Raw genomic sequence first — 26,437 nt, forward strand, 5'->3', positions numbered from 1 at the left:
AATCTACATCTGGTAGGCCAATCCGGTTACCCAACCCAAGCCACCGCCTTCCCTGCCCGATGGGTAGGGTGAGCAATTACCAACTCTGTTGTTCGAATCCAAGCCCACGACATAGGCGTTGATGGGATTATCTCCCAAATTGTTGACAAAGCTGAGTAACAGCTGACTACAGCCCGCATTGGCGGCACTGACATTGTTCTTGTGAATGATCGTGGTTTTGGAGCTGTGACAGGTGCCGTTGAGGGTGTTCTCCTTGGCCGCGAAGACAGCTCCCGCGGACACCTGGCGTTGCGTGGCGGTGAGGGTCAGAGCGAGCGTGGCGGCAACAATCGTGAGGCGGGCAAGGTTCATGGGAAGGCGATCTCACTGTCGATGGGGCCCGCACAGCGTCGACACCGGACGCCTGGAGTTCACCATCGTAGCGTGAGCGAGTCCTTCCTCGCCAGCCCGGCCTCGCCAGCCCGGCCTCGCCAGCCCGGCCTCGCCAGCCCGGCCTCGCCAGCCCGGCCGTATAGCCGAAGCAAACGCGATCCGGGAGTCAAACAAGATCGCCCCACCGGACTGCTGCTGGCCGATCCCGATACGCTGCCGGAGCGGGAACACGGCTTCATCCGGGACCGCGCGCCGGCTCTCGCGCAAGCGGCCGACCTCATGCACGCTTTCAGGCCATGATGACGGAGCGCGGTGCCTTACCGGGCTTCGCAGCCAGCCTGGACCAGGGCTTCGACGCCGTGCGGGCGGCGCTGAGCGAACCGTGGAGCGCCGGTCTGGTCGACTGATCGACAGCCATTTCAAAAGTCATTTCAAAAGCCGCCGCTGGAACCCGGACATTGATGTCCGACAGATACCGGATCCCATGTTCAAAGCCGCCGGACGGGCGGGCCGAGACCCCGAGCATATCGCCGTCGGAAACGATCCGGCCCCGGGGCCAGACAAAGCCATGACCAGCGGCCGGCATTTCATGCGCCAGACGCCATGACAGGCCGTGTGGATCGGCGGCGGCGCCTTCAAATCGCAATCGCCACCAGTTGGCGGCAAACCACAGAGCCAGCGGATAGGCCGATACCGGAACCGCATGCTCGACGCGATCCTCGCCCTGACGCTGCACGTCGGCGGCGATCTGATCCCCGCAGCGGATCGTCAGCCACGCGGCGGTCGCCCGATCCTCCGCAGGCCCGACATCACTCTCGAACCACTCGGTCTCGATCGAAAAATCAGCCGGCATGTCGCCTCCAGCGTCTCAACGCACCGTTGGAGGGCTCACGCATGATCTTGTGGCGACTGTCGCGTCGCTTCCGCATTGATCGTATCTCCCGCCCCGGTGGAACAGAAGCAGCATCTCAAACCAGCCGCGCCAGCACAATCGGCCAGAAGATCGACAGCAGCACGATCAGGGTCACCACCGCCGATGACAGGCCCAGTGTCAGCCGGGTCATGAACCATTCCATGGCGATCAGCGCCGCCAGGGCCAGCGTGGTCACCAGCCCCGCCAGGGCCGGCGGGCTTGCCGCCGCCAGGGCGATCACGCCCACCATCAGATAGACCTGAACCAGCGACAGCCAGTTGCGCGCGGGCACATAGGTGACGAAGCCACGGGCGACGCCGGTGCGCCGGGCCATGATCAGCAGCAGCAGCGGGAAGCTCGCCCAGGCGATCATGTCCAGCAGGATATCGCCATACACCCCCAGCCCGTCGCTGGTGCTGGCGACGGTGGCGATGACATCGGCGGTCGCGGCATCGCCCGGCACCGGGTCTTCGATGCCGGCCGGATTGGGCAGGGAATACAGCAGCAGATAGCCGGGCAGCGCCAGCGGCAGCGCCCAGAACGATCGCCAGAACCCGGTGACGTCACCGGGCAACAGGGCCATGGCCCGCCGGTCGAAACAGGCGAGTCGCGCCCCCGCGATCAGGCCGCGGATCAGATATCCGCCGCCGGCACTCACGTGGCGGCCCTGGTGGTTGCGGCCACCGCCATATCGTCCGGGCGCATCGCCGGCGGGTTGGCCATATAATCGGCAATCACCCGCTCGTAAATCCGCGACAGCGCGGTCAGCACGTCCACCCCCACCCGTTCATCCACCTTGTGCATGGTCTGGCCGATCAGGCCGAATTCGCAGACCGGGCAGTAATCCTTGATGAAGCGGGCATCCGATGTGCCACCGGTGGTCGACAGTTCGGGCGTGACACCGCATTCGGCCGCAACCGCGCCGGCAACCAGGGTGGAGAACGGACCCGGCTCGGTCAGAAAGGCGTCGCCGGTGACGCGGTAGTCCAGATCGTATTTGCCGCCGACCGCGTCGAAGGCACCCCTGATCCAGCGCTCGATGCTGGCAGGGCTGTGCAGGTCGTTGAAGCGCACGTTGAACGCGGCCCTGGCGATGCCGGGAATGACATTGGTTGCCGGATTGCCGATGTCGATGGTGGTGACCTGAAGGCTCGATGGCTGGAAATAGGGCGTGCCCTGGTCGAGTTCGTGTTCGACCACCGACGACAGCATGCGCAGCAGCCGCGGCACCGGATTGTCGGCCAGATGCGGATAGGCGACATGGCCCTGGGCGCCATAGACGGTCAGGAACCCGGTCACGCTGCCGCGCCGGCCGATCTTGATCATCTCGCCCAGCCGGGTCGGGTTGGTCGGCTCGCCCACCAGGCAATGGTCCATCGGCTCGGCCCGCGCCCGCATCCAATCGAGCATCTTGACCGTGCCGTTGATGGCGTCGCGTTCCTCGTCGCCGGTGATCACCATCGCCAGCCGCGGCCGGCCGCCCTGATCCAGATAGCGCGACACCGCCGCCACGAAGGCCGCGATCGAGCCCTTCATGTCGACGGCGCCCCGGCCCCACAACTGGCCATCGATGATGTCGCCGCCGAACGGATCGACCGTCCACGACCCGGCATCTCCGACCGGCACCACATCGGTATGGCCGGCATAGCCCAGCACCGGCAGGCCGGGCCCGCGATCGCCGATCGCCGCATACAGATTGTCGACCGGATCCCAGCCCGGCTGCTGGAACGGCAGCCGGTGGCAGGTGAAGCCCAGCCCCTCAAGGGCCGCCTGCAACACGTCCAGCGCCCCGGCATCGGCCGGAGTGACGCTGGGGCGGCGGATCAGGTCGCGGGCGAGCGCGACGGTGTCGATGACGGGCATGGGATCGGGTCCGGTCGGTCGTGACTGACGGTGGTCAAAGCGGCGGGCGGCCGATCCGGCTGCCCGCCGGCGCAGGCGTTCAGGTCCGCAGCAATTCGTTGATGCCGGTCTTGGCGCGGGTGCGGGCATCGACGGTCTTGACGATCACCGCGCAGTACAGGCTGGGGCCGGGGGTGCCGTCGGGCAGCGGCCGGCCCGGCAGGGCACCCGGCACCACCACCGCGAAGGGCGGCACCCGGCCGATATGAACAGCGCCGGTCTCGCGATCGACGATCTTGGTCGAGGCGCCCAGGAACACGCCCATCGACAGCACCGCGCCCTCGCCCACGATCACGCCTTCCGCCACCTCCGACCGCGCGCCGATGAAGGCGCCGTCCTCGATGATCACCGGGCCCGCCTGCAGGGGCTCCAGCACACCGCCGATGCCGGCACCCCCTGAGATATGGACGTTGCGGCCGATCTGCGCGCACGAGCCCACGGTGGCCCAGGTGTCGACCATGGTGCCCTCGCCCACATAGGCGCCGATATTGACGAAGCTCGGCATCAGCACCGCGCCCGGTGCGATATAGGCCGAGCGCCGCACGATGCAGTTCGGCACCGCGCGGAAGCCGGCGGCGCGGAAGCGGGCATCGTCCCAGCCTTCGAATTTCGACGGCACCTTGTCGAACCAGGGCGCATTGTCACCAGGGCCGCCGGCGATCGGTGCCATGTCGTTCAGGCGGAACGACAGCAGCACCGCCTTTTTCAGCCACTGATGCACCACCCAGTTGCCATCGGCCGCCTTCTCGGCCACGCGCAGCCGGCCGCCATCCAGCGCATCCAGCGCCGCATCGACCGCATCGCGGATCTCGCCGGTGGTCGAAATGCCGATCTCCGCACGGCTTTCCCAGGCGGCATCGATCACGGATGCCAGATCGGCAATGGCGGGCGCGGTGGTGGTGGCGGTCATGTCATGTCCTTCGGCGGCGGCGGCACGGGGGCTGTGGTGGTGTCGACGGCAGTTTAGGCACCCCCGCACGGGTGTCAACGAAGCGCTCCCGGCGGCGCCGGCCATGGCCGGCGTGCCGCCGGCCCCGCGCCGTCTTCAGCCCGCGCGCCCGACCGTGTCCAGATGCGCCATATACGCCTCCAGCCACAATGCCAGATCGGGCGAGACCCAGTCGATATGGCTGCCCTTCGATCCCAGTTGCGAGAACGGCTCGCCGGTGTTGATCCACACCGTGCGCATGCCCAGCGCCGCCGCCGGCTCAAGATTGCGGGCACTGTCTTCGAACAGCACGGCACGTGCCCCGTCGACACCATGCACCTTGCAGAACAGGTCATAGACCGCCGGCGCGGGCTTGGGCACGAAATCGGCGGCGACGATGTCGAAGATGCCGTCGAAGCGGTCGGCCAGCCCCATCCGGGTCAGGATACGATCGGCATGGGCGGTGGAGCCGGCGGTGAACACCAGCTTGCGGCCAGGCAGCCGGTCGATCGCCGCCCCGACCACCGGTGCCGGCTCCAGCACGCTGACGTCGATGTCGTGGACATAGTCCAGATAGTCATGCGGGTTCAGCCCGTGATGCACCATCAAACCGCGCAAGGTGGAGCCATGGGCGCGGAAATAGTCGCGTTGCAGAGTGAGGGCGGCATCGCGGTCCAGATCGAAGGCGGTCATGATGAACGCTGTCATCCGCCGGTGCACCTGATCGAACAGCCGCGATCCGGCCGCATACAGGGTGTTGTCCAGGTCGAACACCCAGGTGTCGACATGATCCAGCGCCGACCAGTCCAGGCCGGGCTTCAGTGCCACCGGACCGATAAGGCTGTTCGCAGGTGGGGCGGATGGGGTATGGGTCATGGGCAATGCCTTCTCGCTGTGGCAGGCTCGCAGTGTATCATCGCGGCAGCATGGATGATCGCGGTGACGTTAAGCCTTCCTTGACATAGCTTGGCGATATACTTGGCAGCGTTCCTGATGGAAGATCGGGGACGATGCTTTCAAGACAAGGGTCAGATGTCCCGCCAGACCGCCACAACTCCAGAACCGATGCGCAGCCTGAAGCAGGAACGCGACCGCTTCGTCGCGCTGGCCTTCACGGCTGCCGACATCCTGATGGAGCTGGACGAGAACCGGATCATCTCCTTCGTGGCGGGCGCCACCACCGGGCTTCTGGGACGGGAGCAGGACCGTCTGATCGGCCTGTCCCTGGACGAGCTGGTGGCGGAAGACGACCGCCGGATGATCACCGCGGTTCTGGACCGGCCCGGCGTCGCCGGCCGGTTCGAAGCGGTGATGGTGCGGCTGATGAACCCGCTGGCCACCGTCACCCGCCGCGCCATCGTCAGCGGGTATCGCCTGCCCGATCTGGGCGGGCATTATTTTCTGGCCCTGTCGCTGCCCAAATACATGGTCGCCACCGATGTGGCGACGGAAGCGCGCGACGTCGAGACCGGGCTGATCAGTGCCCGGTCGTTCGCCCAGATCGCCAAGCACCGCCAGCAGGAAGCCCATGACATCGGCGCTGCCTATGAGATGACCCTGCTGCATCTGGAACGCTTCGGCCTGCTGCGCCAGCAGCTCGACCGGTCGCTGACCGATGAATTCATGGCCAATCTGACCAGCCTGCTCCGGGCCAATTCCGTGGTCGGCGACAGCGCCGCCCGACTGGACCAGGACACCTACAGCGTCATCCATGGCGCCGACACCGATATCGCCAAGCTGCGCGATCAGGTCGGCCGGCTGGCGCGGTCGGTCGACCCCAAGGGCGATGTCTTGGGGTTCCGGATGGCGACCATGCCGCTGGATGGCGCCGAGCTTGGCTCCACCGACGTCGCCCGCGCGATCTCGTTCGTGGCCGACCAGTTGAAGGACCGCAAGCTGTCGGGCCGGATCAACAGCCTGCGGCGCCAGCACAACGAGATGGTCGACGACACCGCCAAGCGGATCGCCGAGTATCGCGGCATCATCCGCCGGCGGGATTTCCGCGTCGCCTTGCAGCCGATCGTCGATCTGGGCTCGCGCCAGGTCGAACATTACGAGGCGCTGCTGCGGCTGAAACGGGCGGATGAAAGCCCGTTCGAGGTGATCACCTTCGCCGAGCAGGCCGGTTTCATCGAGGAATTCGATCTCGCGATCTGCCGGATGGTGATCGACAAGATCAAGCGTGCAGAGCAGCGCGGCACCGTCCTCAGGCTGGCCGTGAACCTGTCGGCACGGTCGATCGAAAGCGAGAGCTTCATCGTCGGCTTCAACAAGCTGCTCGCCTCGCTGGGGCCGATGCGCGACCGGCTGATGTTCGAGGTGACGGAAACCGCGCGGATCGACGATCTGGCCCGGGCAAATGCCTTCCTTCAGGATCTGCGCAAGGCCGGCCACAAGGTCTGCCTGGACGATTTCGGCTCCGGCTCCGCCTCTTTTCAATATCTGCGGGCGCTGAAGGTCGATCTGGTGAAGATCGACGGTTCCTATGTCCGCAATGCCCTTAAGACCGACGACGACCGCAAGTTCTTGCGAGCGATCATCCAACTTTGCAATGGTCTTGGCATTATTACTGTCGGCGAGATGATTGAAAACGAGGCCACTGCGAATTTTCTGCGGTCGAATGGCGTTCAGTACGGACAGGGATATTTGTTTGGCCGCCCCTCTGTTGATATTGCAGATTTCCACGATCAGCCGCCCGCCTGACGAATAGCAAGCAAAGACATTCGCGCATCTGTATATAATCTTGCTTACACTAAATCTTCTCAAAATAATTTTTCGAGCATTTACCAATTCGAGACTCTTATCCGATAAGCTCTATATCAGTTGCAACGGTGATACACGTTGCCCGACAGCCCGCTCATGAACGGTAGATCCAGGGCAATCGTATCTCCCCACCGCCCCCCATCCACGCAACGATTCCTTTTCTCGTCTTCTGGCAGGACTGCGACTGACATGACCATCCAGAGCCTTGATGCCGACCAGCGTCGCCGGTGCACCGCCTTCGATGTCACGGATGACGACCTGCGCCTGCTGAGCGCGCGGCGCAGCGAGATCGAGCGCCGTCTGCCGGCCCTGCTCGACGCGCTGCACAAGCGCTTCGCCGGCTGGCCCGAAATTCAGCGCGCGCTGATGGACCCGCAGGTCCACAGCGTGCGCCTCAGCCACTGGATCCGGGTTGCCAGCGGCCGGCTCGATGATGGTTTCGCGGCATCGGCCCGGGCGCTGGCCCAGGCCTTCTATGATCACGGCGTGCCGGGCTATGCCGTCGCCATCTGCCATTCCACGGTCAGCGGTGCCATTCTGGACGACCTGGCGGCGTCAAACGGCGGCAGGGGCGGCCTGTTCGGGCACAACCGTCGCAGTGGCGATGCCGACGCCTATCGCCGGGCGCTGGGCAAAGTTGCCTGGCTGGATCTTGAAGCCCTGCTTGAGACCTATGATCAGGCCGCACAGGAAAGCAAGCAGCGGGCCATGGCGGCGCTTGCCGCCACCTTCGATGCCCGTATGGGCCAGGTGGTGCAGAACCTCGGCCGTTCCGGCGACGATGTCGGCCAGGCGGCATCACGGATCGCGACCATGGCCGAAACCTCGGTGCAGGGCTCGTCCAATGCCGCGGGCCTCGCCGAGGAAACCGCCGAGAACGTGCAGACCGTGGCCAGCGCCACCGAGGAACTGGCGGCATCGGTGGCCGAAGTCGGCTCGCAGGTGGCCCAGTCGGCCAAGATGGCCGGCCGCGCCGTCGACGACGCCCGCCGCACCGATGGCGTCGTCCAGACGCTGTCCGAGGCGGCCGGCCGGATCGACGAGGTCGTGACGCTGATCAACAACATCGCCAAGCAGACCAATCTTCTGGCGCTGAACGCCACGATCGAGGCGGCACGCGCGGGCGAGGCCGGGCGCGGCTTCGCGGTCGTCGCGGGCGAGGTGAAGAACCTGGCCAACCAGACCGCCACCGCCACCGACGATATCGGCCGCCAGATCGCCCGCAGCATTCAGCAGGCCGCCACCGGCAACCGCCGGGTGTCGGAGCTGATGGCCGGTATCCGCGACGGCTCAACCGCCAGCCGCGAGGTCGCCGGTCAACTGGGCACCGCCGTCTCCACCCTGGCGAACCAGTCGACCGCGCTGCGCTCGGCAGTCGACGACTTCCTGAAGGACGTGAAGGCCACCTGACCACAAGAGTCATCCGACGACAAGGGGCACCAGTGACGCGCACTGGTGCCCCTTGTCTGTCTGAAGCCCCATGCCGGTCAGGCCATGCCGGTCAGGCGTGGATCAGGGTGCCGATGCCGCGATGGGTGAAGGTTTCCAGCATCATGCCATGCGCCACCCGACCGTCCAGGATCACCGCCGCCTCGGTGGAACCTTCCACCGCCTGGATGCAGGTCTCGACCTTGGGGATCATGCCGCCGGTGATGGTGCCGTCGGCCATATAGCGGCGGGCTTCCGCGACGCTCATATCGGCGATCAGATTGCCTTCCTTGTCCAGCACGCCCGGCACATCGGTCAGCATCAGCAGCCGGCGGGCCTGGACGGCGGCGGCGATGGCGCCGGCCGCCGTGTCGGCATTGATGTTGAAGGTCTCGCCTTTCGGCCCCACGCCCACCGGTGCGATCACCGGGATCATATCGGACTGGGCGATGGTGGTGATGACCTTGTCGTTGATCTCGGTCGGCTCACCCACGAAGCCCAGATCCAGGATCCGCTCGATATTGCTGTCGGGGTCGCGCTTGGTGCGGCGCAGCTTTTCGGCCCGGATCAGATTGCCGTCCTTGCCGCAGATGCCGATGGCGGTGCCGCCGGCGGCGTTGATCGCGCCCACGATCTGCTTGTTGATCGACCCGGCCAGCACCATTTCCACCACCTCGACCGTGGCCTTGTCGGTGACGCGCAGGCCGTCGATGAAGCTGGAGGCGATTTTCAGCCGCTCCAGCATCTGACCGATCTGCGGACCGCCGCCATGAACCACCACCGGATTGATGCCCACCTGCTTCAGCAGCACGATGTCGCGCGCGAAGGTCTCGGCCAGCGACGCATCGCCCATGGCGTGGCCGCCATATTTGATCACGAAGGTGCTGCCGGAATGGCGGCGCAGATAGGGCAGCGCATCCGAGATGGTCGCCGCGGTGCGCAGCCAGTGCTTCGTGTCGGAAATCGAATTGGGCGTCTTGGGCGTGGTCATCGGGCAGCTCCCCTGAAGGCGGGCGATGTCGTGGGCGTCCCGGACATCATGCCTGGACATCATGAAAGAGTGAGGCGCGGTTGCAAGCGGCAGGTGGTGGCCGCAGATGGCGGCGTCAGGCGCCGCCCCGGTTCTCGATCAGCAACTGGGCGATCGCCGCGCGCAGCGCCTCAAGCCCCCGACCCTTGCGGCTGCTGGTCACGATCACCTTAGGGTAAGCGGCGACATGGCGGCGCAGCTCGTCTTCCGTCGCCTTCAGGCGCCGGGCCAGCACCGCGGCCTTTTCCTTGTCGGCCTTGGTCATCACCACCTGATAACTGACCGCCGCATCGTCGAGAAGCTTGAAGACCTCGCGGTCATTGTCTTTCACGCCGTGGCGGGCATCGATCAGCACATAGACCCGGGCAAGCGTGCTGCGGCCGCGCAGATAGCGGAATACCATCTTCTGCCAGGTCTTCACGATCGCCTTGGGCGCCTCGGCATAGCCATAGCCGGGCATGTCGACCATCAGCATGGCATCGCCGAAGCGGAAGAAGTTCAACTGCTGAGTGCGCCCCGGCGTATTCGACACCCGCGCCAGATTGCCACGCTCGGTCAGGCCGTTGATCAGGCTGGACTTGCCGACATTCGACCGGCCGGCGAAGGCGATCTCGGGCAGGTCCGGGTCGGGGATATCGGTCAGGCGGGCCACGCCCATCACAAAGCTCACCGGCCCCAGCAGCAGGCTGCGCCCGGCCTTGACCAGACCGGGGTCGAGATCGTCGTCGGCGGTATCGGCACCGCCTTCATCCACACCATCCGTATCGACGGTGCCGGCGGAGGCGGCGGAGGCGGCCGGGACCGCGTCGGCCGGGGCGGCATCATCAGAAACCGGAACCCCGGCCGCAGATGCGGCCGGGGTCTGGGTGGTCTCGGCAAGGGTCCGCTCAGGGTCGCCATCCCGCTGCCCGTCGTCGTGTTCGGCGATCATCCGCAGGACACCTTCATTCAGTTGATCAGACCTTCACGCCCATCCGGCGCATGATCAGCCACTGCTGGCCGATCGAGAGCAGGTTGTTCCAGGTCCAGTACACCACCAGTCCGGCGGGGAAGCCCGCGAACAGGAACAGGAACATAACCGGCAGGAACATCATCACCTTGGCCTGCATCGGATCGGCCGGAGCCGGGTTCAGCTTCTGCTGCAGGAACATGGTGATGGCCATCAGCACCGGCCAGATACCGATCGCCAGGAAGTGCGGCGGGGTATAGGGCAGCATGCCGAACAGGTTGGTGATGTACATCGGATCCGGCGCCGACAGATCGTGGATCCAGCCGAAGAACGGCTTGTGCCGCATCTCGATGGTGACGAACAGCACCTTGTACAGGGCAAAGAAGACCGGGATCTGAACCAGGATCGGCAGGCAGCCGGCGGCCGGATTGACCTTCTCCTTCTTGTACAGCCCCATCATCTCCTGATTGAGCCGCATCTTGTCGTCTTTGTGACGCTCGCGCAGCTTCACCAGCTCGGGCTGAAGCTTCTTCATCTTGCTCATCGCCACATAGGACTTGTTGGCAAGCGGGAAGAACAGCGCCTTGGTCAGCAGGGTCAGGATCAGGATCGACACGCCCAGATTGCCGACGATGCCTTCAATCCACAGCAGCACGATGAAGATCGGCTTGGTCAGGAAATAGAACCAGCCGAAATCGATCGCCAGGTCGAACTTCTCGATGCCCAGGCTGTCGCCATAGCCATCCAGAACGTCCAGTTCCTTGGCACCGGCAAACACCCGCGACACATTGCTGGCGGTGCCGCCGGGCGCCACCTCATGGGCGGACCCCAGATAATCGACCTGATATTTGGACGTGCCGCCGACGACGGTGTGGCCAAAGCGCGCCGTCACCGTGTCCGACGTATCGGGAATGACCGCGGCCAGCCAGTATTTGTCGGTGATGCCGAACCAGCCACCGGTCGACGGTGCCGAAATCGGCCCCTGACGTTCGGCCAGATCGTCGTAGTCATATTCCTGCAGGGTGCCGTTGAGCACGCCCAGCGGGCCTTCGTGCAGGATATAGAAGCCCAGGGTCTGGGGCGTGCCCGACCGCGAGACCAGCGAATAGGGATAGAGCGTCAGCGCCGCGTCACCGCTGTTCACCACCCGGTCGGTCACGGTGAACATGTAATTGGCGTCGATCGCGATCACGCGTTCGAAGGTCTGGCCCTGGCCGTTGTCCCAGGTCAGGGTCACCGGCCGGTCAGGGGTCAGCACCTCGTTGTCGGCGGTCCAGCGGGTGTCGGGACCGGGCAGCGGCACGCTGTCATCCGATGCGACCCAGCCGGTCTGCGTGTAATAGGCGGCGTTCGACCCCAGCGGCGACAGCAGTTCGATGCGCGGCGAGCTGTTATCGACGGTCTCGTGATAATCGACCAGCGCCACATCGTCGATCCGCCCGCCTTGCAGGCTGATCGAGCCCGAGATACGCGGCGCATCGATCCGCACCCGCGGATCGCGCGCCAGCGCCGCGGCGCGGTCGAGCGGTGCCTGCGCGGCCGGGCCGGAGCCGGGTGCGGCCGGGATGCCGGCCTGACCGGGCGCAGTCTGGCCCGATGCAGTCTGGCCTGCTTCGGTCGACACGATCTCGGCCGGCTGCTGGGGCCGCTGGGGCTGCGGGACGAGGAGGTAGTAACCGAAGAGGATCGCGATCATCAGGACCATCGCGATCATCAGGTTGCGCTGTTCAGGCATCGGCCTCACCTGATTTGCCGGCGCCTGAAGCAGCACCGGGTCCGGGACGGGGCGGCACCGGATCGAAACCCGACGTCCCCCACGGATGACACCTCAGCACCCGCCGGAGCGCCAGCCAGGCGCCATGTACGGGTCCATGAAGCTGCACCGCCTCGATCGCATAGGCCGAACAGGTCGGCAGATGCCGGCATCGCGGCGGCAGATAGGGAGAGATGACAAGCTGATAGCCCCGGACGAGCACGATCATGGCCCCGGCGATGCCGCGGGTGATCATGCCCCGCCGGGGCGTCCTGCCCTGAGCCGGGGCGCCGCCTTCCACATCACAGACAGCGCCGCCCAGGATCGCGTCGTCAGGGACAGCCATCCCGTCGGGCCGCCGGCAGCCGCATGAGGCGTGATGGATCCGACCGGTCATGTGCCGCCGCCGGGCGCTCCCGGCGCCGTGGCCGAAGAGCGTGGCTTCGATCGCGCCGGCCTTGGTCGCGGCGCCTTGCGCAGCGCCTCGGCCAGATCGGCGACAAGCCGGTCATAAGGGCGGTCGATCGTCGCCACCCGCGCGATCAGCACATAGTCGTGCCCCGGGGGAGCATCGGGCAGACAGGCCTCGGCAGCGGCGCGCAGGCGCCTGCGGGCGCGGTTGCGCGCCACCGAATTACCCACCTTGCGGCTGGCGGTGAAACCCACCCGCACGGCAACCCTGCGGGCACCGTGCGCCTGGCTTTCCGGCGCCGTCCAGGGGCGGGCCTGAACCACGACCCCGGCTGTCGCCCATTTCATGCCGCTGCGTGCGGCGGCCAGAAACTCGCCGCGCCGCTTCAGCCCGTCGACCCCCGCCTTCACTGCCCGGTCCTCATACAGTCGGGGCCGGCCTTCATGCAGTCGGGCCTCATGCAGTCACGATCGCGGCCGCGCCATGACCGGCTGGCCTCGACGCATTCACGACCCGGCACAGCCGGTCCGATCAGGCGCTGAGGCGCTTGCGGCCACACGCGCGGCGGTTGGTCAGAACCTTGCGGCCGCCAACGGTCGCCATCCGCGACCGAAAGCCGTGACGGCGCTTGCGAACGAGCTTGCTTGGCTGATAAGTCCGCTTCACGATAGAAACTCCATGTCTGCTGTGCCCGGCACGATGGCCCCGTTCCCGGCATCATCAACAAGCCGGGCGGGCCGCGCCTGCCGGCGAAACCCGAATAACCACGGGCTTATACGGGCACGCCCCCCCAGTGTCAATCGCAAGCGGCAGCCGATCGTATTGCCGCCAGACAATCAAGGCGACGGCGTGCCTGCCGGTACCGACACCACGCCAGGTTCAGCGCTGCTCCAGAAGCATGACCCGACGCCGGGCAAAATATTCGGCATCGATTACGCCGCGCCGGTACAGGTCGTCGAGTTCAGACAGACGCTCGGCCAGGATCCGGGCATCACCACGGGCAGCTTCGGCTGCCCGAGCCTGCCCGGCCGTGGGCAACAGGCTGACCGGGATTTCCGTGGCAGGTTTGGCCGGTGCATCATCCACGAGCGTCATGCCCAGCACCGGGACGGCCGCGGGTGTATCCGCCTTCGGCTCTGGCGCCGATGTATCCGCCTTCGGCTCTGGCGCGGGTGTGTCCGCCTTCGGCTCTGGCTGCCGGGTCATCATCACGATCGCCGATGAAGGATACAGATAGGCGGCACCCGAACTCATATCCACAGCCGCGCCAATCAAGCCGCCGGCAATGATGTTGCCAAAGGCGGCGCCAGCGGTTTCCGACCGGATGCTGGTGCTCCCGTTCCACCCCGTGGGCGTGCTGCACACGATGGTCATGTCGTCATAGGACTTGCTGATCGAGGTGCTGCCTGGTGTGGACGGAATGGTCCAGGCACCTTTGTCATTGCGCAACTCACACTGCGCGCCCGCTTCAGGGCTGGTTTGAACAGCGATTGACTGGGTTGAGCCAGCAGTGATCGACGCGCAGGCCGCGCTGGCCGCGGCGAGGGCAACCACGGCGGCGATACGAAGGACACGCATGAATAGCCTCGGTGGACATGGGTGCGGCACTGACGCCCGACGCGAACAGCGTCGCAATTCATACAACATGAGACCATGTGCTACTAATTATTTCATATCATCGTGGTCATATTTTAGTGGAAGAGGTGAGCCGGCCCCGCGCCAGACTCCCCGCGCGCCGCCGGGCCTGACGGCCCTCGTCGATCATGCCGCGCCAACGCCAGATCGCAGGGCTTGCGATCGGGACCCGCAACCGCAAGCGCGGGGCCGCAGATGGCATTTGTTCTGGATCAAAGCGGACGATGCTGCGCTGCATCATGCTATGGTTGCGATCTGCAATGGTTGCCTCCCAGCATCGTCCGGTTCGACAAGGATGGCCCGACATCATGACCGATCAGCGTCCCGCCCCCACGTCCCCGACCGCGCCGCAGGATGCGATGACCGCGTGGCATGCCACCACGGCGGATGCCGCCCTGTCGGCGCTGGGTACCGGCCCCGGCGGGCTCAGCGTCGCCGAGGCCGCGACCCGGCTCGATGCCTATGGCCCCAACGCGCTTGACGCGGCGCGCGGGCGCAGCCTGGCGGCCCGCATCGCCGGCCAGTTCCGCGATGTTCTGATCCATGTGCTGCTGGTTGCCGCCGCGATCACCCTGGCGCTGGGGCATATGGTCGATGCCGCGGTGATCCTGGGCGTGGTGCTGATCAATGCCGCGATCGGCTTCGTGCAGGAAGGCCGGGCCGAGAAGGCACTGGCGGCGATCCGCGACATGATCGCGCCGCGCGCGGCGGTGCTGCGCGATGGCGGGCGCACCACGGTCGATGCCGCCGCCCTGGTGCCCGGCGACATCGTGCTGATCGAGGCCGGTGACCGGGTGCCGGCCGATCTGCGGCTGATCGAGGCATCGGGCCTGCATGTCGACGAAAGCGCGTTGACCGGCGAGTCGGTGCCGGTGGCAAAGTCGACCCGCCCCACCCCGGCCGACGCGGCCCTGGCCGACCGGATCTGCATGGCCTATTCCGGCACCATGACCACCGCCGGCCAGGCACGCGGTCTGGTGGTCGCGACCGGCAGCGCCACCGAGCTTGGCCGCATCGGCCGGATGATCGATGCGGTGGAAACCCTGGAAACCCCGCTGGTCCGCCAGATGGCGTCCTTCGGACGGCGGCTGTCGGCGATGATCCTGGCATTGTCCGCCGTGGTGTTCGCGGTGGCGGTGGGTCTGCGCGGCTATGCCTTCGACGAGGCGTTCATGGCCGTGGTCGGGCTTGCGGTCTCGGCGATCCCCGAAGGGCTGCCGGCGGTGATGACCATCACGCTCGCGATCGGCGTTCAGCGCATGGCACGCCGCAGCGCGATCGTCCGCCGGTTGCCGGCGGTGGAGACGCTGGGGGCGATCGGGGTGATCTGCTCCGACAAGACCGGCACCCTCACCGCCAACGAGATGACGGTCCGCGACTGTGTGCTGCCGGATGTGGCACTGGCGGTGGCCGGCAATGGCTATGGCCCGGACGGCGCCATCACCCTGGCCGGCGCCGATGGCGAGGCCTTGCGGGATGGGATTGAGCGGGCGGAGAGGGTTGACGGGGCGGAGGGCGTTGACGGGGCGGAGGGATTGGCGGCGACGCTGCCCGCCAGCTCTGCATCAGAGCTGGCGGCCATCGCCCGGGCCGGCCTGCTGTGCAACGACGCCACCCTGCACGTCGCCCCCGATGGCCGCTGGACGGTTGAGGGCGACCCGATGGAGGCGGCCCTGGTGCGGTTCGCGGCCAAGGCCGGTGTCGATCAGGATCAGGCCCGGGCGGCCTGGCCGCGGATCGGGCTGATCCCCTTCGACAGCCGCCACCGCTGGATGGCCACGCTGCACAGCAGCGCCGGCAACCCCGAGGCGCCGGCGCTGCTGTGCGTGAAGGGCGCGCCCGAGGTGCTGATCGCCATGTGCGTGGCCGACGAGAACGACCGGCTGCGGTGGGAGGATCGCATCGAGGCGCTGGCCCGGCGCGGCAGGCGGGTGCTGGCCATCGCCGCCCGACCGGTCGCCGACCACCGGATGCCGGATGTGGCACGGGTTGCCGACGGCCTGACGCTGCTGGGTCTGATCGGCATGATCGACCCGCCACGCCCGGCGGCGATCGCGGCCCTGGCGGCGGCGCGCGCGGCCGGCATCTCGGTCAAGATGATCACCGGCGACCATGCGGTCACCGCCGAGGCGATCGGCCGCGACATGGGCATGGTGGGCGATCATCCGGCCGCGACCGGCGCGCTGCTGGATGCGGCCTCGCCTGAGGAATTCACCCGGCTGGCCCATGAGCGCCATATCTTCGCCCGGGTGAGCCCCGAGCACAAACTGCGGCTGGTCGAGGCGCTTCAGTCGCGGGGCGCCGTGGTCGCCATGACCGGCGACGGCGTCAATGACGCACCGGCGCTGAAGCGCGCCGATGTCGGCGTCGCCATGGGCAACAAGGGCACGGAGGCCGCCAAGCAGGCGGCACAGATGGTGCTGGCCGATGACGATTTCGCTTCGATCGTGGCGGCGATCCGCGAGGGCCGGACGGTCTATGACAATCTGCGCAAGGTGATCGCCTGGACCCTGCCCACCAATGGCGGCGAGGGCATGGCGATCGTGGCCGCCATTCTGTTCGGGGCGGTGCTGCCGCTGGCCGCCGTGCAGATCCTGTGGATCAACATGATCACCGCCGTCGGCCTTGGCCTGACCCTTGCCTTCGAGCCAGCCGAGCCGGCGGCGATGCGCCGGCCGCCGCGAACCCCCGATGCCGCGCTGATCAGCCGCTTCCTGCTGTGGCGGATCTGTTTCGTGTCGATGCTGTTCGTGGCCGGCACCTTTGCCGTGTTCCAGATCGGTCTGGCACGCGGCCATGACATTGCCGGCGCCCGCACCCTGGTGGTCAACGCGGTGGTGGCGATGGAGATCTTCTATCTGTTCGCCGTGCGCTATATGGCCGGGCCGTCGCTGACGCTGCGCGGCATTCTGGGCACGCCGGCCGTGCTGCTGGGGGTGGGCGCCACCCTGGCCGCCCAGGCCCTGTTCACCTGGTGGCCGCCGATGAACCGGCTGTTCACCAGTGTGCCCATGGACCTGACCGACCTTGGCATCGCGACCATGGCGGGCGTGGCCCTGTTCGCCTGCGTCGAGGTGGAGAAGCAGATCACCCGCCTGTTGCGTCGGCGGCGCTGATGCACACGCGCCGTTCACGGCAAGTTTATTGGCGGTGACATGGCCCGGTCGTTACATCTGTGATGACCGGCCCCGCCAATGAAAGCCGCCCCGCCCCATGGCCCAGCGCCCGCAGCCATCCCCCCCACCCGACCGACCCCGGACAGCCGCCGCCGTCCGGCGCTGGCTGCCGCTGGTGGTGATGGTGGCGGCATTGGCGGCGGCGCTGGCCGGCGGCCTGCACCATGCGCTGACCCTGCAGGCGCTGGCCGATCATCACGATCGGCTGACCGGTCTGGTCGGCCGGCATCCGCTGCTGGCCGCTATAGTCTTCGGCATCGGCTATGCCGTGGCGGTCGCCATCTCGCTGCCCGGCGCCACCCTGTTCAGCCTGGCCGCTGGGGTGCTGTTCGGGGTTGTCGCGGGCGTGGGCCTGGTGATCGTCGCGGCGACACTGGGGGCGATCGCGGTGTTCCTGGCCGCACGCAGCGCGCTGCGCCCCATGCTGGAACGCCGGATCGGCGGCCATGGCGGTGCCCGGCTTGCCCGCATGGAGGCGGGGTTCCGACGCAATGCCTTCAGCTATCTGCTGTTCCTGCGGCTGATGCCGGTGTTTCCATTTGTCTTGGTCAACATAGCGCCGGCGATCTTCGGCATGTCGGGCCGGGCCTATGCCCTGGCGACATTGATCGGCATCGCCCCGGGCGCGCTGATCTATGTCAGCATCGGCGCCGGGCTGGGGGATCTTCTGGCGGCAGGTCAGGTGCCGTCCTGGTCCGACCTGATGTCGACAGAGATCCTGGCGGGATTGAGCGGTCTTGCCGTGCTTGCCCTGCTGCCGGCTTTGGTGTCGCATGTCAGGGCGTGGCGCCGGGGCCGCGCATGCCTTCCGCCCCCGCCCCCGCCGTCCAGCGACCCGGCCTCGCCGTCCAGCGACCCCGCCCCGCCATCCAGCGATCCCGCACGGAGACGCCCATGACCGGTCCTGCCCCGCGCCGCATCGAGACCGATATCTGCGTGATCGGCGCCGGTGCCGCCGGGCTGACCGTCGCCGCCGGCGCCGCCCAGATGGGTGCCGGTGTGGTGCTGATCGAAGCCGGCCGCATGGGCGGCGAATGCCTGAACACCGGCTGCGTGCCATCGAAGGCACTGCTGGCGCGTGCCGCCGCCATGGCCGGCACGCAAGGTTGGCCGGCACTGGGCCTGTCCGGCCCCCCGCCGGTGGTGGATTTCCGGGCGGTGAAGGATGGTGTCGCCGCCGTGATCGCCGCGATCACGCCGATGGACAGCGCCGCCCGGTTTCAGGGGCTGGGTGTCGATGTCATCGCAGCCCATGCCCGGTTCATCGATCGCGACCGGGTGGAGGCGCACGCCACTGACGGCACCATCACCATCATCCGGGCCCGGCGCTTCGTGATCGCCACCGGATCGAAGCCGGCCCTGCCGCCGATCGAGGGGCTGGACCGGGTGGTGGCGCATACCAACGAGACCATCTTCACCGACCGCATGCAACCCGCCCATCTTCTGGTGCTGGGCGGCGGACCGGTGGGGGTGGAGATGGCTCAGGCCCATATCCGGCTGGGATCGGCCGTCACCCTGATCACCGCCCATGACCTGCTGCCGACGGAAGATCCGGAACTGGTCGAGGTGATCCGCCAGCGGCTGCTGGCCGAGGGCGTGGCGCTGATCGACCATGCCCGCGCCGTGGTGGCGGAACCCGGCCCCGGCGGCGACGGTGCCCGGCTGCATCTGGCGCTGGCCGATGGCGGCAGCCGGCTGGTGGTCGGCGATCAGCTTCTGGTCGCCACCGGCCGCCGGCCGGTGGTCGACGGCCTGGATCTGGCCGCGGCCGGGGTGATGGTCGATGACGACGGCATCCGCGTCGACCGGTCGATGCAGACCACCAACCGGCGGATCTTCGCGATCGGCGATTGCGCCGCCGGCATCGACGGCGCGCCGCCCCAGCGCTTCACCCATATGGCGGCACATCAGGCCGGCATCGTGCTGCGCCGCGCCCTGTTCCGCCTGCCGGCGCGGGTCGAGACCCGGGCCATCCCGCGGGTGATCTTCACCGATCCCGAACTGGCCCGGGTCGGCCCCACCGAGGCCGAGGCCCTGGCCCGCCACGGACAGGTCACGGTGCTGCGCTGGCCATTCGCCGAGAACGACCGCGCCCGCACCGACGGCCGGACCGAGGGCATGGTGAAGGTGCTGGTCGGGCGCCATGGCCGCATCCTTGGCGCCGGCATCGCCGGCGTCCATGCCGGCGAGTTGCTGGGGATGTGGGAGCTGGCCATCCGCAGCCGGTTGAAGATCGGCGCCGTCGCCGGGCTGATCGCCGCCTATCCCACCCGGGGCGAGGCCTCGAAACGGGCAGCCGGCAGCCATTTCACCGCGCGGCTGTTCGGCCCGCGCATCCGGCGGCTGGTCCGTCTGCTGCGGCACCTGCCGTGAACGAGCCCCCGCCCATGCGCCACCGCCTCGTCAGCCGGCTGTTTCCCGCGCGCCGTTCTGCCCGCGTCCGCCAGATCCAGCGCGCCCGGTCGCCCCGGCGGCGGCTGCCCCGGCGCCGGATACCATTGGCCGACAGCCTGTCGGGACGGCTGCTGCTGTTGACAATCGCCTTCGTGGTGCTGGGCGAGGTGCTGATCTATCTGCCCTCGATCGCCCGCTATCGGCTGGTGTTCCTGGAGGCGCGACTCGCATCAGCACATCTGGCCAGTCTGGCGCTGGAGGATCGCGACATGGCGGTGACACCGGGGCTGGAGAAGACCCTATTGGCCAATGGCATGGTGGTGTCGGTCACCCTCACCCGGCCGGGCGGCCCGGTGCTGATGCTGGGCGAGACGGCGCCGGCGGCGATGACCGTCGATCTGCGCGACCAGACCCCCTATACCCTGATCCGCGACGCGGTCGACTGCCTGCTGAAATCGGAACCGCGGCTGATCCGGGTGCTGGGGCCGGCACCGATGGCGCCGGAGATGCTGGTCGACGTGCTGTTCCAGGAACGTGACCTGCGCGACGAGATGCGGGCCTATTCGATCCGCATCCTGACCCTGACCATCGTGTTGTCGGCGATCGTCGCCGCCCTGCTCTATGCCGCAATCGAACGGATGATGGTGCGGCCGATGCGCCAGATGGCCGCCGCCGTGATGGCGTTCCGCGAGGCGCCCGAGGATGCCGGCCGGCTCATCCCCACCACCCGGCGCGCCGACGAGATCGGCATCGTGCAGCGCGAACTGGCGATGATGCAGCAAAGCGTGCGCCGGGCGCTGGACCAGAAAACCCGGCTGGCGGGGCTGGGTGCTGCCGTCGCCAAGCTGAACCACGACCTGCGCAACCTGCTCTCCACCGCCCTGCTCAATGCCGATCGCATCGAGCGCGAGGCCAGCCCCGCCGTCCGCCGGCTGCTGCCGCCGATGATCGCGGCGCTGGAACGGGCGATCGCGCTGTGCGGCCGGTCGCTGGGCTTCGCCACCACCGAAACCCCGGCGCCGATGCGCGCGCCGCTCGATCTGGCGCAGGTGGCGGCCGAGGTGCTGGCGACGGTCGAGGCCGATCCCGCCCCGGGCATCGCCGATCCGCTGGTGCCGGTGATGGATGGCGGCCCGGCCGCCCGGGTCAATGCCCTGCCCGCCGGGCTGATCGCCACCGCCGATCACGATCTGATCTATCGCATTCTGGCCAATCTGGTCCGCAACGCGCTTGAGGCCATGCAAGCGAGCCCACCGCCCGATGGCGGCCACCGCCTCACCCTGTCGGCGGCCCGCCATGATGACGGCATCGCCATCCATGTCGAAGACACCGGCCCCGGTCTGGCGCCAAAGGCGGCGGCGCATCTGTTCGAAGCCTTCACCGGATCGACCAAGCCCGGCGGCACCGGTCTTGGCCTTGCCATCGCCCGCGATCTGGCCCGCGCCCATGGCGGCGATGTCCGTCTGGACCGCAGCGGCACCGGCGGCAGCCGCTTCACGCTGTGGTTGCCGGCAGAGGCCTGATGAACCGGCGTCAGGGCGCCGCCGGCGCGGCGTCGACCAGGATCATCATGAAGCCGTCATACCCCTTCACGCCCACGGTCTGCAACACCGTGGCGGTCAGGCGCGGATCGGCCGCGACCTTGTCGGTGAAGGCCCGCACCCCCTGGACCGAGGCATCGCCATCAGGATCCGTCACCCGGCCGTCACGCACCACATTGTCGGCGATGATCACCGCCCCCGGCCGCACCAGTGTCAACGCCCAGTCCAGATAGACCGGGTTCGACGGCTTGTCGGCATCGATGAACACCAGATCGAACGGCGCGGCCACACCCGCCGCCACGGCCCTGGCCAGTTCCGGCAGGCTGTCGACCGCGCGGCCGACCCGCAGATCGACCCGCGCCGCCAGCCCGGCCCGGTCCAGATTGGCCGCCGCCACGCCTGCATGATGCGGATCAGCCTCCAGGGTCACGATCTGCCCGCCATCGGGCAGGGCGCGGGCCAGGTGCATGGTGCTGTAGCCGCCCAGCGTGCCGATTTCCAGCACCCGCCGCGCGCCCAGCATGCGGGCGATCAGCGCCAGCATGCGCGCCTGAAGCGGCGAGACGTCATGGGCGGGCAGGCCGGCCGCCTGATTGGCCGCCAGCGCCGCGGCACCCGCCGGATCAGGGGGCAACAGCCGGTCGGCGAACCACAGGTCGACATCGCGCCAGCGCGGATCGATGGCAGACGGCATGGTGGAAGCCCCCACAGTCGTTGCGTCAGGTGTCGTTGCGTCAGGACCAGAACGGTTCGGCGGTCTTGTGGAAGCTTTTCCACGCCGCCACAGCATCGGCCAGTTCGTCGGCCGCCGCCGCCGCATGGGCACCGGCGATCATGCCCGCTGGATAGCCAAGCCCCGGCCGCGTCGCCAGATCATCCAGGCGATGACGGGCGACGGCAATGTCGTTCAGCGCCCCCAGACCGTCCTGCAGGGCCTTCAGCTTTTTGGCAAAGGTGGTTGCCTGCTTGCGTTTGTCGGCCAGGCTTTCGAAGAACTCGCAGGCATAGCGCAGCTTCTTCACCTGGATGCGCACCTGATGGCGCGCATCGGGCTCCAGATGTCCCAGGCCACGGCCCTTGTGCCGCACCTTCTTCAGCCGCTTGTCCAGCACCGCCACCGCGAAATCCCCCAGCGGCTGCGCACCCGGCTGCGATGCCGTGTCAACGGGCTGACCATCGCCCTCCGGTGCCTCGGCGGTACCGGTATCGGTATCGGTCTGCTGATGTGCCACGATCCCGCCGAACGGCATGGCCGGCACGCCGGCTTCGGCCAGCCAGTGGCCGGCTTCGATCCAGGCCCCCAGCACCAGCGGCAGGCGCGCGAAGCGCGGATCGTCGAGCCCTCTGGCCACGGCGGCCCAGGCCGCGCGCCGGTCGTCCTCCACCGCGGCGCGCAAACCCGCCAACGGCTCGGCGCCCAGCAGTTTCTCGGCCCCGGCAAGGGTCTCGTCCACGAACACATCGGCATCCCGTGCCGGGCCCAGAATGTCCATCAGCCAGCCCAGCGCGGTCCTGATATCGGCCGGCGTCAACAGAACCGGGTCGCAGCCGGCTGCCAGCGGATCGGCGATCGTGGTGTCGCGGGCGGCGGGAAAGATGTCGCGGAAGGTGCTCAAGGCCGATTTCAGCCGCCGCACCGCCACCCGCATCTGATGCAGCCCCTCGGGCCGGCCGGCGCGTACCGCGGCCTCGTTCGCCGCAAGCTGGCCCAGACAGGCACGAGCGATGCAGCGGAAGCCCTCGGCCGCCGTCATGTCGCCGGCGAGTGCCACCGTCGCCGCCTTCTCGATCGCAGGCTCGACCGCGCCGCCCCCATCACCGGCACCTGCCGCGATCAGGGCGAAGCCACGGGTCGACTTCGGCGGCAGCATCGGCTTCAGCCGCACCCTGTCCAGAAACGACAGCGCCACCAGATACAGCCGGTCGGGCGGCCCTTCCAGCATGCGCAGTTCGATCTCGGTCACCGGCAGGTGGCGCTCGGGGTTGGTGGCGTCGGCGATGACGCCTTCATCCAGCACCAGTTCCACCGCCCAGCCAGGCTCCCCCAGCCGATAGCTGCTGCGGCGGATATCCGACAGGAACACCGGCGCCAGCGCAGCCGCCAGATCGGGATCGGCGCTCAACGCGCCGAGCGGCGTACCGGTCAGCAGCCGCAGATCGGGGCGATCGTCGGCGATTGCGTCCTCGAAGGCATCGCGGACCATCAGCGCCGATCCGGCCGGCCCGGCACCCGCGCATTTCACCGATTGCAGATGGCGGCGCCCGGCGCTGCTCACCTTCACGATGATGCCCTGATCATGCAGATGATGATCGGCGGTATCGAAATAGACCGTCTTCAACGGCCGCGTCACCGGCTTGGCCAGCCGCAGATTTTTCAGCGTCGGGTGCTGCCGCAAACTTTTGAGCCCAACGGGCTCGATGGCGAATTTGAGGCCGAGTTCAATGCGATGCATCGCAGCGGGGCTTCCGGTCGCCGGCCCTCGCCATGCGCGGGGGCTCGGATTGCGTGCCGCAGCACGATAAAAACCACGGGATTATGCATGCCCCCGATGACAGACGCCACCCCGGCGGCGCATGACCGGGTCAGGATACCGGCTGCTCCGGGTATGTCGTCAGATCGCCATCGCCTGCCTCGTCAACCATCCGGTCGTCGCCATCGTCATGGTCATCGGCCGCGGCGTCGCGGCCACGGGCGATCTCGGCGCGCAGGTGCTGGCGCAGGCCGTCGATCGGCTCCAACGTGCCGTCGGGGTGGCTGACGTGCCAGAACACCCAGCCATTGCAGGACGGACCGCCGCTTGCCTTCGCGCCCATCTGGTGGATCGATCCGATGGCCTGGCTGCGGCCCCGGCCGGCCTCGACCAGCCCGTCGGCACGCACCCGCACCTGGTGGCGGCCTGTGCGATCGACCAGGGTATCGCCAACCGCCAGCAGGCCGGCTTCCACCAGCAGCCCGAAGGCGATGCGGGGCTCACGCTCGAACCCGTCGCCGCCCAGCAGCCGGGGATCGGCTGAATCCGGCGCGGCAGCGATGCGACTGGTGGCCAGGGCCACATGGCCCGGATCGCGTTCGATGCCGATGAAGCGCCGGCCCAGGGCCTTGGCGGCGACGCCGGTCGACCCGGTGCCGAAAAACGGATCCAGCACCAGATCGCCGGGAGCGCTGGCCGCCTGCAGCACCCGATACAGCAGCGCCAGCGGCTTCTGGGTCGCATGGGCCTTGCGGCCGTCGTCATCCTTCAGCCGTTCCGGTCCCGAACAGATCGGCAGCAGCCAGTCGCTGCGCATCTGAAGCCCGTCATTCAGCTGCTTCAGCGCCTTGTAATTGAACCGGTAACGGCTGCGGGCATCGCGTGCGGCCCAGATCAGGGTCTCGTGGGCGTTGGTGAACCGGCGGCCGCGGAAATTGGGCATCGGGTTGGTCTTGCGCCAGATCACATCGTTCAGAATCCAGAACTCCAGATCCTGAAGTGCCGCGCCGACCCGGAAGATGTTGTGATAGCTGCCGATTACCCAGATCGTGCCGGCCGGCTTCAATATGCGGCGGGCTTCCGCCATCCAGGCGTGGGTGAAGGCGTCGTAGGCGGCGAAATCGGCGAATTTGTCCCAGTCATCCTCGACCCCCGCGACCCGGCTGTTGTTCGGACGATGCAGGGGGCCGGCCAGTTGCAGGTTATAGGGCGGGTCGGCGAAGACCATGTCGACGCAGGCATCCGGCAGGCGGCGCATCACCGCGATGCAGTCGCCATCGATCACCTGGCCCGCAATCTGCGCCGGGTCCAGCGGCTCGGCCGGCAAAGCGGCCGCGATCGGGCGGCGCCGGCTCATTCCGCCGCCACCTCGCCCGCAAGAACCAGCGGTTCGGATACGGCCGGAAGACCATCATCCGCCGACCGCACCAGGCGGGCCACCGGCGCGAAGGTCACGCGGTGGTGATGGGTGGCGCCCAGCCGTTCCAGCGCCGCCAGATGCTCGGCCGTGCCATAGCCGGCATTATGCGCCCAGCCATAGCCGGGATGGATCAGGTCCAGCTCGGCCATGATCCGGTCGCGGGTCACCTTGGCCACGATCGATGCGGCACCGATCGCCGGCGACCGCCCGTCGCCGCCCACCACCGGCACGGTCGGGATCGGCAGTTCCGGGCTGTGATCGCCATCGACCAGCGCCAGTTCGGGCGGTGCCGCGCCGATATCCAGCGCGCCCCAGGCGCGGCGCATCGCCAGCAGGCTGGCCTTCAGGATGTTCAGCCGGTCGATCTCGCGCACCGATGCCTCGCCGATACCGACCCGCGCCCGGGCCATGATCAGCGGATACAAGGCCTCGCGGCGCTTGCGGCTCAAGGTCTTGCTGTCACCCAGCCCCTCGATCGGACGGGCCGGATCCAGAATCACCGCCGCGGCCACCACCGGCCCGGCCAGGGGCCCGCGCCCGACCTCGTCGATGCCCACCACCAGCGCCGGCATCGCCGCCTCGCGGGCAAGGCCGGCATCCGCCGCCAGGGCCGCCAGGACCGCGCGCTCCGCCGCCCGGCCGCGACGGCGCCGGGGTGCCGCCGGCAGCGTCACCACCGGCGTGACCGGGGGCTGTGCAATCGACACGGGCGCGATCTTCGACATCGGCCGGTCAGAGATGCGCGTAACGGGCGCGCACGCCGCGCTCGATCGCGGCCGCCAGCAGGCGGTCGACATTCAGGTGATGGCGCAGGATTTCCAGCAGCCGCAGCACCTCCTGACTGACCGAGCCGTTGGATGCCGCCACCTCACAGGCCAGCGCATAAGCGGTCTCGTGAAGCTTCGTCGGCAGGTCGGCCGCGACATGGTCGAGCACGGCATCGAGGCCGTCCTCGCCCTGAAGCATGCCCACGCACTCGCTGGCAATGTCGGGAAGCGTCGCCGGATCGAAGTCGCGGAACACCGGCAACCCCCGCACCGTGTCGCCGATGGTCTTCAGTTCAAGGTCGGTCATCTCGCGGTCGGCCGCAGAGATCAGGACCATGGTGTGGATCAGGGCAGAATGATGGGCAGCCATTTATCGTCAACCATGTATGGGCGGGAACGTCGACAGGTGGGATATCGCGGGATGATGCAGCATCACGCGCCACCAGGATCACGATTGTTACCGGAAGCGTCGGGGCGGGGCAAGCCGCCCCCGGTGCCGGCGCAGGGCTATCGCATTTGCCCAATGATCGACCTTGCGAATTCATCGGACCATCCGGCCCGTTTTCGCTTGCGGCTGATCGGG

General features: G+C 67.8%; 25 protein-coding genes. 7 read left to right on the forward strand and 18 right to left on the reverse strand.

All coding sequences use genetic code 11. The annotated features are described in order from the left end of the window. Window positions 1-3 precede the first annotated feature (3 nt). The 6 genes from IEW15_RS21035 to IEW15_RS21060 all read right to left on the reverse strand — a co-directional run bounded on the left by IEW15_RS21035 (window position 4) and on the right by IEW15_RS21060 (window position 4,991). The gene (locus IEW15_RS21035) at window positions 4-351 is read right to left on the reverse strand and encodes a hypothetical protein (RefSeq protein WP_188581646.1); all 348 of its coding nucleotides are present in this window, start codon (window positions 349-351) and stop codon (window positions 4-6) included. A gap of 310 nt (window positions 352-661) precedes the next feature. After that, complete coding sequence (locus IEW15_RS21040; RefSeq protein ID WP_188581647.1) at window positions 662-1,225, reverse strand: hypothetical protein; 564 nt, start codon at window positions 1,223-1,225, stop codon at window positions 662-664. 115 nt (window positions 1,226-1,340) lie between these two features. Next, the gene (locus IEW15_RS21045) at window positions 1,341-1,943 is read right to left on the reverse strand and encodes a hypothetical protein (protein WP_188581649.1); all 603 of its coding nucleotides are present in this window, start codon (window positions 1,941-1,943) and stop codon (window positions 1,341-1,343) included. Continuing rightward, on the reverse strand, window positions 1,940-3,148 hold the full coding sequence (dapE, locus tag IEW15_RS21050) for a succinyl-diaminopimelate desuccinylase (RefSeq protein WP_188581651.1): 1,209 nt from the start codon (window positions 3,146-3,148) through the stop codon (window positions 1,940-1,942). The genes IEW15_RS21045 and dapE overlap by 4 nt, the downstream gene beginning before the upstream one ends. Window positions 3,149-3,227: 79 nt before the next feature. Further along, window positions 3,228-4,097, reverse strand: coding sequence for a 2,3,4,5-tetrahydropyridine-2,6-dicarboxylate N-succinyltransferase (gene dapD / locus IEW15_RS21055; protein WP_188581653.1), 870 nt, complete (start codon window positions 4,095-4,097; stop codon window positions 3,228-3,230). A gap of 135 nt (window positions 4,098-4,232) precedes the next feature. After that, complete coding sequence (locus IEW15_RS21060; protein ID WP_188581655.1) at window positions 4,233-4,991, reverse strand: pyrimidine 5'-nucleotidase; 759 nt, start codon at window positions 4,989-4,991, stop codon at window positions 4,233-4,235. A gap of 156 nt (window positions 4,992-5,147) precedes the next feature. On the opposite strand from IEW15_RS21060, the gene IEW15_RS21065 reads away from it, so the two are divergent. Then, window positions 5,148-6,818 carry an EAL domain-containing protein gene (locus tag IEW15_RS21065; protein WP_188581657.1) on the forward strand — a complete coding sequence of 557 codons (1,671 nt, stop codon included), beginning with the start codon at window positions 5,148-5,150 and terminating at the stop codon, window positions 6,816-6,818. A gap of 249 nt (window positions 6,819-7,067) precedes the next feature. After that, window positions 7,068-8,288 (forward strand): globin-coupled sensor protein, encoded by a 1,221-nt coding sequence (locus IEW15_RS21070; protein ID WP_188581659.1) that lies wholly within the window; start codon window positions 7,068-7,070, stop codon window positions 8,286-8,288. Between the two features lie 91 nt (window positions 8,289-8,379). On the opposite strand, the gene argB is transcribed toward IEW15_RS21070, so the two are convergent. The 7 genes from argB to IEW15_RS21105 form a co-directional block, all read right to left on the reverse strand. After that, window positions 8,380-9,297: an acetylglutamate kinase gene (gene argB / locus IEW15_RS21075; RefSeq protein ID WP_188581661.1), complete on the reverse strand. Its 918-nt coding sequence runs from the start codon at window positions 9,295-9,297 to the stop codon at window positions 8,380-8,382. Between the two features lie 115 nt (window positions 9,298-9,412). Further along, complete coding sequence (gene yihA, locus IEW15_RS21080; protein ID WP_188581685.1) at window positions 9,413-10,090, reverse strand: ribosome biogenesis GTP-binding protein YihA/YsxC; 678 nt, start codon at window positions 10,088-10,090, stop codon at window positions 9,413-9,415. Window positions 10,091-10,292: 202 nt separating this feature from the next. Continuing rightward, on the reverse strand, window positions 10,293-12,020 hold the full coding sequence (gene yidC, locus IEW15_RS21085; RefSeq protein WP_188581662.1) for a membrane protein insertase YidC: 1,728 nt from the start codon (window positions 12,018-12,020) through the stop codon (window positions 10,293-10,295). Beyond that, window positions 12,013-12,384, reverse strand: a complete 372-nt coding sequence (yidD, locus tag IEW15_RS21090; RefSeq protein ID WP_229708442.1) for a membrane protein insertion efficiency factor YidD — start codon at window positions 12,382-12,384, stop codon at window positions 12,013-12,015. The genes yidC and yidD overlap by 8 nt, the downstream gene beginning before the upstream one ends. Before the next feature lie 47 nt (window positions 12,385-12,431). Next, a complete protein-coding gene (gene rnpA / locus IEW15_RS21095; protein ID WP_188581664.1) occupies window positions 12,432-12,860 on the reverse strand; it encodes a ribonuclease P protein component in 429 nt (142 codons plus the stop codon). Window positions 12,861-12,981: 121 nt separating this feature from the next. After that, window positions 12,982-13,116, reverse strand: coding sequence for a 50S ribosomal protein L34 (rpmH, locus tag IEW15_RS21100; protein ID WP_188581666.1), 135 nt, complete (start codon window positions 13,114-13,116; stop codon window positions 12,982-12,984). A gap of 213 nt (window positions 13,117-13,329) precedes the next feature. Further along, entirely contained in the window at window positions 13,330-14,028 is a 699-nt protein-coding gene (locus IEW15_RS21105; RefSeq protein WP_188581668.1) for a hypothetical protein, read from the reverse strand. 365 nt (window positions 14,029-14,393) lie between these two features. Here IEW15_RS21105 and IEW15_RS21110 point away from each other — a divergent pair, with 365 nt between their 5' ends. The 4 genes from IEW15_RS21110 to IEW15_RS21125 all read left to right on the forward strand — a co-directional run bounded on the left by IEW15_RS21110 (window position 14,394) and on the right by IEW15_RS21125 (window position 21,178). Beyond that, window positions 14,394-17,201 carry a cation-translocating P-type ATPase gene (locus IEW15_RS21110; RefSeq protein WP_194446395.1) on the forward strand — a complete coding sequence of 936 codons (2,808 nt, stop codon included), beginning with the start codon at window positions 14,394-14,396 and terminating at the stop codon, window positions 17,199-17,201. A 97-nt stretch (window positions 17,202-17,298) separates the two neighbouring features. Beyond that, the gene (locus tag IEW15_RS21115; protein WP_188581670.1) at window positions 17,299-18,159 is read left to right on the forward strand and encodes a TVP38/TMEM64 family protein; all 861 of its coding nucleotides are present in this window, start codon (window positions 17,299-17,301) and stop codon (window positions 18,157-18,159) included. Then, window positions 18,156-19,634: a dihydrolipoyl dehydrogenase family protein gene (locus IEW15_RS21120; RefSeq protein WP_188581672.1), complete on the forward strand. Its 1,479-nt coding sequence runs from the start codon at window positions 18,156-18,158 to the stop codon at window positions 19,632-19,634. Before IEW15_RS21115 ends, IEW15_RS21120 begins: the two co-directional genes overlap by 4 nt. A gap of 14 nt (window positions 19,635-19,648) precedes the next feature. Continuing rightward, the gene (locus IEW15_RS21125) at window positions 19,649-21,178 is read left to right on the forward strand and encodes a sensor histidine kinase (protein ID WP_188581674.1); all 1,530 of its coding nucleotides are present in this window, start codon (window positions 19,649-19,651) and stop codon (window positions 21,176-21,178) included. A gap of 10 nt (window positions 21,179-21,188) precedes the next feature. Here the strand turns inward: IEW15_RS21125 and IEW15_RS21130 are convergent, their stop codons facing one another. From IEW15_RS21130 to IEW15_RS21150, 5 genes are all read right to left on the reverse strand, one after another. Next, a complete protein-coding gene (locus IEW15_RS21130) occupies window positions 21,189-21,890 on the reverse strand; it encodes an O-methyltransferase (RefSeq protein ID WP_188581676.1) in 702 nt (233 codons plus the stop codon). 40 nt (window positions 21,891-21,930) lie between these two features. Then, window positions 21,931-23,649 (reverse strand): CYTH and CHAD domain-containing protein, encoded by a 1,719-nt coding sequence (locus IEW15_RS21135; protein WP_188581678.1) that lies wholly within the window; start codon window positions 23,647-23,649, stop codon window positions 21,931-21,933. 130 nt (window positions 23,650-23,779) lie between these two features. Continuing rightward, window positions 23,780-25,024: a site-specific DNA-methyltransferase gene (locus IEW15_RS21140; RefSeq protein ID WP_188581681.1), complete on the reverse strand. Its 1,245-nt coding sequence runs from the start codon at window positions 25,022-25,024 to the stop codon at window positions 23,780-23,782. Next, window positions 25,021-25,659, reverse strand: coding sequence for a ribonuclease HII (locus tag IEW15_RS21145; RefSeq protein ID WP_188581691.1), 639 nt, complete (start codon window positions 25,657-25,659; stop codon window positions 25,021-25,023). The genes IEW15_RS21140 and IEW15_RS21145 overlap by 4 nt, the downstream gene beginning before the upstream one ends. 160 nt (window positions 25,660-25,819) lie before the next feature. After that, window positions 25,820-26,191, reverse strand: a complete 372-nt coding sequence (locus tag IEW15_RS21150) for a tellurite resistance TerB family protein (RefSeq protein ID WP_229708443.1) — start codon at window positions 26,189-26,191, stop codon at window positions 25,820-25,822. Between the two features lie 18 nt (window positions 26,192-26,209). Between IEW15_RS21150 and IEW15_RS26080 the strand changes: the two genes are divergently transcribed. After that, window positions 26,210-26,437 (forward strand): hypothetical protein (locus tag IEW15_RS26080; RefSeq protein ID WP_229708444.1); only part of this gene is annotated, 228 nt, incomplete at its 3' end.

This window comes from Tistrella bauzanensis (assembly GCF_014636235.1).
GTDB classification, from domain to species: Bacteria; Pseudomonadota; Alphaproteobacteria; order Tistrellales; family Tistrellaceae; genus Tistrella; species Tistrella bauzanensis.